Here is a 6,820-nt window from a genome sequence, read left to right as displayed (position 1 = left end):
GAAAAAACCACGAAGTTGAAACATTCATAATTTTTTCTTTAATAAACCAGGAAAAATTTCTTCCGGAATTTTTCCGCGTATAGCAGGCAACGTTTTGCGGCTTGACGCAGAAGCGAAGCCAGCGAACGAATCAATTTCTGCTAAAGATAAAATATTTTCGTGAAAAACGGACTTCAATTTAAAATAAAATGAGCTATTGCGCCAAACCGCTGTTGTGTGACGTGCTAAATGTCAGATTATTTTTAGAAATTTTTCCGTCTTTCGAACATTTTTTTAGATTTTCTTCCGTTTAGTTTCAGATTTCACGTAGCTTTTTGTGTCATATTTCTGATGAGTTTTTAAGTTGATATTTTTCAGATTTTGTTTTCTATTTTCAATCGTTAGACTTTACTAAATGTCCGCTAAACTTGAACCAAACTTTACTCGATTTCAGATAAAATTCAGCCGTTAGTTTCCTAAAAATCCAAAAAAGTGGACATTTCGTCAAGTCTTAAAATTCAAACAGTTATTCAAACTAAAATGTTTGACTTCTGAATTTCGTCGGAAGTATGGCACACAACGTTTTGTGGCTTTGCGAGGTTTGGGGAAAGCCTTCCCAATTTTTAATTTTTTCACTAATGTTTCCAAGTACAAAACTGATTTTCAGTTTATTACTTCCGCCCAAATCTTGCAAAACCGCTGTTGTGCAATCGGCTTTATTTTCTTCTGCTAATTTAAGAATATTTTCTTACTTTTGGTTTCCAATTTTAAATATTTTAATATGTCTTTTACAGAATTTACAAACTTAGCAATGCCTTATATTAATTTTATAATCGGTTCATTAATTGGATTAGTTATATTTTTTAAAAATTCTGAAATAACCGCTTTAAAAACAAATGTTTCAACTTTAGAAAGTATAATAAAACATTATGATGTTGAACAATTTAAAAAGAACGTAGATTTAAAAATTGAAAATTTAACTTTAGAACATAAAAAGGAAATTGAAAATGTTTTTAAACGTTCTGAAGAAAGTGTAAAAGATAAAATTTTAGAGCTTTCTATGCCTTGGTTAGTAAAGTATAATGAGCTTTTAGATTATGAATTTCACTATCTTATTAAACTTTCAGATGAGGATTTAGATAAAGTTTTAAATTTATTACCTCACAATAGACAATTTATAGAAACACAATTAAAAGATATTAAAAGTGGTAAACTCAAACCTCTAAATTAATCTTATGTATTTTATGTTCAAAGTAATATTTTTTAATTTTCTCGTGGTCTTCTATCGAAGTTATGCCAAGATATACAAATCCTAAATGCTGTTTGTCAAAATCATCTTTTATATATTCTTCGGCTTGTAAAAACTTATAAAGTTTACTTCTTAACCATTTCTTTAACATTCTCTGTTCAGTTTATTTTCTAAACATTGTGTTTTCAGCGTTAGTTCTGTTAAGCTGTTGCACAACGTGTCGCCGCTTCACGAAGTTGCGGATTTTCAACACTATCGTTTACAAATATAGACAAAATTTTGTTTCAAAAATTACCAATTCTGATAAATCCCAAACCCCGCAATTTCGTGAAACGGCTGTTGTGCGATGTTTATTATTTTACGAATTGTTTTTCATTAATTTCTCCATTAATTTCATTTGAAAATATGCTTGATTTTGTAGCAAATGATTCGTACTTAAGACGAAGTTTGGTTTTAAAATTCCCACCATATTTTTGCATTGCACTAATGACAATATTGTTTGGCGGACAATAAAAATCTACAATACCATTTCCACACATAAATCGCATTCTTTCTTGAATTGGTCGCCATTCTCCATTTCTGTTTTTCGCTTCGATAATTATAGGTAAATATTCTGCGTAACCAATTATTAAAGTATCATTACTAATGTTTTTTATAAAAATTGGATTTGCAATTTTATCATTTCTTTTTTCTGTTTTAGAATATTCATATAATCCCATTGGAATTCCAATTATCCTTGTTGTATCAATAAATATTTCTAATGAGTTTTGTTTTGGAAATTTATATTTCTTAAAAGTTTGATTTTTTTCAACAGTTTTATAATTCTGATAAGATATTTTTATTTCTTCAGATATTTTACCAATATATAATGGAGATATCTCTGCAACAGTTAACTTATCTGCGTAATCTAATTTAAGCTTATTTGTAAATTTATCTATTAATTCAATTTCATTATATTCTATTTTATCATTTACTTGATTTTTGTTTTTACAATTTGTCAAACAAATCAAGAAAAAAATTAAAACTAAAATTTGGATTATTTTCATTTTTACGTTTTTTAGGTAAATATCGCACAACGGTTTGCAGCTTGGCGAAGTGGCGGATTTCGAAGCACAAATGTTCAGTTTTGCACAAAAGTTCAATCGAAGAACTGCCGTTGATTTTAGCACTAAATCCGCCATTTTGCCAAACTGCTGTTGTGCGATCGCCCTTTTGTCCATTTATTTATTTAAAACGTATTTGTAGATTAAGTTTGAAATATAATTGTCCGTTTTCTTTATAAACTTTCCCAAATTCGTGTCGAGTGCTACTTGCAGTTTCTAATTTTGTATTTGAATATAAATAATCTTCAAATTCATTTCGGTTGTAAATGTGATAGCATAAAACTTCCCCGTTTTCTTTTACAACTAAATATCCTCCAGTTGCATCTAATTCTCCCGTCCAAACTTTTGATGGCATCATTCCCAATGCAATGTCTGTAAGAAAACGTTTAATTTTGTATGAATAAAATGGATGATTGGTTTCTAAATTGTAGTTAAGCGGATTTGTTGTCGAAATTTGATTTGTTAACTCAATTGTTGTCGAAAATGTTGATGTAAAAAATAGTTTAAGACTTTCGGCAATTATTTTTGGTAAAGCACTATCAATCAGTATAAGATTGTTTCCAAAAATTGAACTTTCAGTTTTCTGAAATTCTAGATTTCCTCCAAATTCTAATATTCTTTCAATTCTGTCCTTTATTTTGCTTCTCGTTTCAATTGCGTTTATTTCGGAAATTTGATTTTGACTTAAAGTCAAATTTTCAATCTTGAAAATGAAATTTGTGGTTTTCCCTGCATTTAATAGAGTAGAAGCACCGCCAAGTTGTGATTTTATACTAAAGCCAAGCTCTGGATTTGTTCCTGTTCTTTGGTCGTGAATTACAATTCTTATATCACTTTTTACAGATGATTTTGCTTTCAACGAATGGCTGTCAAAAGAGTTGATGAAACTTTCAATTTCAGGAATTGAAAAAGTTGCGTTTGTTTTTTCTTTAAGTTTTGTAAGCAAAAAATGAGCTTGTTTTTGAAACTCTAAAACGGAAATTCTTATTTCTTCTTCACCGTTTTTTACAATTACTAAATCATTATCATAACTGAACTCAAATGTTCCGTTAGTTTCATCACGAAGCACCTTGATTATTGGAAAAATCAAAGTTTCTATTTTGTTTAAATTGCTGTCGCCTGCAAAAAGTTGTTTGTCAGAAATGACTTTTAAAAGCGTATAAACTTCGCTCCATTCCCCTTTATTTCCTGTTATCATTTCTTAATTCCGATTAGCTTTAATATTTCCTTTGCAGTTGCTTGAATAGCAGGAACGGCAACGGAGTTGCCGAATTGTTTATACGCAGATGCGTCAGCAACTGGAATTAAAAATTCGTCAGGAAATCCTTGTAATCTTGCCCATTCTCTTGGTGTCATTTTACGAATTCCTTCACGATTTACAGTTCCTTTGATATGAGTTGTTGGTGTAAAATCTGTAATTCTGTGGTCTAAAACCAAGTTTCTTTCTCTTCCCATTCCGCCAACAACAATTGCGTTGCTAATTCCATCATCGGGAATTATGGCATAACCAAAACCGTTTCCTTTTCCCTCGTGTCGAGTTTTATGATTAACTAAAGTTTGAACATATTGAGTTGAAAGAAAGTATTTAGTTGCTGGAACTTCCTTTTCTTTAATGTCAGAAAAAGCAACTTTTTTGTTCAAAGGTTTTGGATAATTAAACTCTTTAACATTTGTGCTTGGATGAAATCCAACAATATAAATTCGTTCTCTATTTTGCGGTACGCCAAAATCTTTTGCATTTACAATTTTTGGCTCGGGAACAAAATATCCTAAATCGTTTCGTAAAACATTTAGAATTGTGGCTAAAGTTTTTCCTCCGTTATGGTTTCGTAAACCTTTTACATTTTCAAGAAAAATTGCTTTTGGTTGTTTGCGTTTGATGATTTCTGCAACGTCAAAAAATAATGTTCCTCTTGTGTCTTCAAATCCTCCACGTTTTCCAGCAATTGAAAATGCTTGACAAGGAAAACCTGCACAAAGCAAGTCAAAACCGTCTGGAATATAGGCTTTTGTTTCCTCTTTTGTAATGTCACCAAAAGGTCTTTCACCAAAATTTGCTTTGTAAGTTCGTTTTGCATCTTTGTCCCATTCACTTGTGAAAACACATTTTCCGCCAAGGTTTTGCATTGCTAAACGAAAACCGCCAATTCCTGCGAATAGGTCAATAAATTTAAATTTAGGATTTTCAACAGGAGGAAATGGAACGTCAAATGTGTCAAAAATTCCATATTGTAAAGCTTCTTCCGCAACAATGTTTGAAATTTCTTCTTTTGGGTATTCGTATTGTAAAATTTCTTTCGTGTATTTTACAGCATCTTTTTTGAAAAATTGAGAAACTCCATTTTTGCTATTGTGCAAAAAATGAGTAATAACTGCTTCCTTGTTGTTTTCAAGTTCAACAAGTTTTACTTTGTATTCTTTTTCAAATACTTTTTCAAGCGATATTTTCTCTTTTAATTTCATTATAATTTTTCAAATTATTTTAAGATGCTAAAATACAAAAATTATTAGAAATGGTTTTCGTTTGTCTCTGATTTTGTTGTCAGCTCAATGTTAGCAGTCAGTTTGGTTAGGGTGTCGCACAACGTCTTGCAGCTTGGCGATGTGGCGGATTAAGGAAGCCGAAACTTTCGGTTAAACACTGACTTTGCAAGTACAAAACCAACTTTAAATTAAGCCCAAAACCCGCCATATTGCCAAACTGCTGTTGGGCGATCGGTTTTGTTATTTAGCGTGAGTTCTAATTGCTTCTACAATACTTTCTGTATTCCACCTAACATCCACAACCGAATAATCTGTTACTGTTTTAGATATTCTTTCTTGACCCCAAGGTGCAACTCCAATAATAGGAATTGAATTATTGTAAGATGTTAATACTTCCCATTCTATCCAATCCGAATATGATGCGTAAATTCCAGAAATTGCCAAGACAACATCAGAATTTAAAATTTTACTTTTCAAAACCTGTTTAATGTAAGCAGCGTTTGCTGAATTTATTGGTTCTTCCTGACTTGCTTCTTGAAATTCAACATTGAAATAACCACGTTGATTTAACAAGTTTCTTAAGTTTTTTAAGTCATCAGGATATTTCCAAGAATGACTGATGAAAATTTTATAATCTTTTGCCATAACTATTTATTAAAGTATTTCTGTTAATTGTTTTTTGCTATTTTCAAACGTTTCTTTTTCCCAATCTAATGAGTTGTTTAAGAATTCTTTTTCGTATTCAGATGCTTTTTCAAGATTTGCAATTGATAAATAGCAGTGTGATAATGTTGCATAAATCCATTTTGTATCAATTCGGTTTTCGAATTCATCATCGCTTAATATTTCTTCTAAATTTTGAATTATTTTTTCTCTTGTTTTTTTTGCCTCATAATTGCAATAAATTTTTTCATCGCTTTCTTCAATTTTACTTGCTTTTAAGTTTAAACAAAATGCATAATTTTCTCCAGTATAATAATTCTCACTAATATTCCATCCCTTTTTATAATTATCAATTGCTCTATTTAAAAACTCTAAATCATCATTTAGAACAAAAAGGCGTTTATAAATAGCTCCAATTATTCCCAATGTTTCTGGGTCATTAGAAGGCAACAAATCTTCAATTATATTTAAAGCGTCAGACAACGCAAGTTGTTCTGACGGCTCTTTTGATTTATATCTACAAAGTGTTTTTTGTTGAATAAAATATGTTTCACTTTCTATTATTTTACTTGCTTTGTCCCAATACTTGAAAGCATTTAAAAAATCATTTTCTGCCATTAAACTTTTTGCATTTTCGACAATAGCAAAAATATGTTTTTCTTTGTCAGCAAGTTCGGTTATAATACTCTTGAATTCTCCATCAGGTAATTTAGGTGGTTCAATTGAATTAAAATATTCGTAAAGAGGACTGTCTGTTTGCTGATTTTTGGCAACGGAATTAATTAAGCTACTTAAATCTTTCACACAACGTTCTGCTTCATCACTTCCAATATCTTCTCCAAGATGAGTATATTTGAAAGTTCTTGTATGGTCTAAATCAAAAGGAACTCTTCCTTCTTTCTCTTTGATTACGATTGTAGAGAAAGGTTTTACAGCGTGTCTAATTCCTAATTCGTAGATTGCATTTGGATTAAAAGTTGAAATATCAGCTATAACTAAATCAGATTGAATTAATAAAGCATACATACTTCTGTCTATTATGCCACTATCTTGAATTTCGTCCGCTCTTACGCACTCATATTCAGAAAGTAAAACAGCAGGTTGAATAATATTTTTGTAGGTTTTATCTAAATCTAGAGTTTTTCCAGTAGATGGGTCGGTTTTTTTCCCAAATCCCATAATTACAAAACAAATTTTTTTCTTCATTTTTTTTCGTTCTTTTTTGGTAAACTGTCGCCCAACGTTTCGCGGCTTGACGCAGAAGCGAAGCCAGCGAACGGCTAAATTTCTGCTAAAGATAAACATTTTCGTGAAAAACAGACTTCAATTTAAAATAAAATGA

General features: G+C 30.7%; 7 protein-coding genes. 1 reads left to right on the top strand and 6 read right to left on the bottom strand.

Features of this window, described 5'->3' with window-relative positions:
- The first annotated feature begins 760 nt into the window (after positions 1 to 760).
- Positions 761 to 1,210 carry a hypothetical protein gene (locus Q361_RS12885; RefSeq protein ID WP_103727145.1) on the top strand — a complete coding sequence of 150 codons (450 nt, stop codon included), beginning with the start codon at positions 761 to 763 and terminating at the stop codon, positions 1,208 to 1,210.
- On the opposite strand, the gene Q361_RS12880 is transcribed toward Q361_RS12885, so the two are convergent.
- The 6 genes from Q361_RS12880 to Q361_RS12855 all read right to left on the bottom strand — a co-directional run bounded on the left by Q361_RS12880 (position 1,194) and on the right by Q361_RS12855 (position 6,684).
- Positions 1,194 to 1,379: a hypothetical protein gene (locus tag Q361_RS12880; RefSeq protein WP_103727144.1), complete on the bottom strand. Its 186-nt coding sequence runs from the start codon at positions 1,377 to 1,379 to the stop codon at positions 1,194 to 1,196. The genes Q361_RS12885 and Q361_RS12880 overlap by 17 nt on opposite strands.
- 202 nt (positions 1,380 to 1,581) lie before the next feature.
- Positions 1,582 to 2,274, bottom strand: coding sequence for a hypothetical protein (locus Q361_RS12875; RefSeq protein WP_103727143.1), 693 nt, complete (start codon positions 2,272 to 2,274; stop codon positions 1,582 to 1,584).
- A 178-nt stretch (positions 2,275 to 2,452) separates the two neighbouring features.
- The gene (locus Q361_RS12870) at positions 2,453 to 3,529 is read right to left on the bottom strand and encodes an HpaII family restriction endonuclease (protein WP_103727142.1); all 1,077 of its coding nucleotides are present in this window, start codon (positions 3,527 to 3,529) and stop codon (positions 2,453 to 2,455) included.
- Positions 3,526 to 4,794, bottom strand: coding sequence for a DNA cytosine methyltransferase (locus tag Q361_RS12865; protein WP_103727141.1), 1,269 nt, complete (start codon positions 4,792 to 4,794; stop codon positions 3,526 to 3,528). The genes Q361_RS12870 and Q361_RS12865 overlap by 4 nt, the downstream gene beginning before the upstream one ends.
- Positions 4,795 to 5,055: 261 nt before the next feature.
- The gene (locus Q361_RS12860; RefSeq protein ID WP_103727140.1) at positions 5,056 to 5,460 is read right to left on the bottom strand and encodes a TIR domain-containing protein; all 405 of its coding nucleotides are present in this window, start codon (positions 5,458 to 5,460) and stop codon (positions 5,056 to 5,058) included.
- 9 nt (positions 5,461 to 5,469) lie between these two features.
- The gene (locus Q361_RS12855; RefSeq protein ID WP_103727139.1) at positions 5,470 to 6,684 is read right to left on the bottom strand and encodes a TRAFs-binding domain-containing protein; all 1,215 of its coding nucleotides are present in this window, start codon (positions 6,682 to 6,684) and stop codon (positions 5,470 to 5,472) included.
- Positions 6,685 to 6,820: the final 136 nt, after the last annotated feature.

It is taken from the genome of Flavobacterium croceum DSM 17960, from assembly GCF_002917885.1.
Classification (GTDB): domain Bacteria; phylum Bacteroidota; class Bacteroidia; order Flavobacteriales; family Flavobacteriaceae; genus Flavobacterium; species Flavobacterium croceum.
The sequence above is the reverse complement of the archived record's forward strand: the minus strand, read 5'-3'. Positions and strand labels throughout refer to the sequence as shown.

Bases quoted from the DNA above. Each gene is read 5' to 3' on its own strand.
- Q361_RS12885 (WP_103727145.1), top strand. From the start codon at position 761: ATGTCTTTTACAGAATTTACAAACTTAGCAATGCCTTATATTAATTTT.
- Q361_RS12880 (WP_103727144.1), bottom strand. From the start codon at position 1,379: ATGTTAAAGAAATGGTTAAGAAGTAAACTTTATAAGTTTTTACAAGCC.
- Q361_RS12875 (WP_103727143.1), bottom strand. From the start codon at position 2,274: ATGAAAATAATCCAAATTTTAGTTTTAATTTTTTTCTTGATTTGTTTG.
- Q361_RS12870 (WP_103727142.1), bottom strand. From the start codon at position 3,529: ATGATAACAGGAAATAAAGGGGAATGGAGCGAAGTTTATACGCTTTTA.
- Q361_RS12865 (WP_103727141.1), bottom strand. From the start codon at position 4,794: ATGAAATTAAAAGAGAAAATATCGCTTGAAAAAGTATTTGAAAAAGAA.
- Q361_RS12860 (WP_103727140.1), bottom strand. From the start codon at position 5,460: ATGGCAAAAGATTATAAAATTTTCATCAGTCATTCTTGGAAATATCCT.
- Q361_RS12855 (WP_103727139.1), bottom strand. From the start codon at position 6,684: ATGAAGAAAAAAATTTGTTTTGTAATTATGGGATTTGGGAAAAAAACC.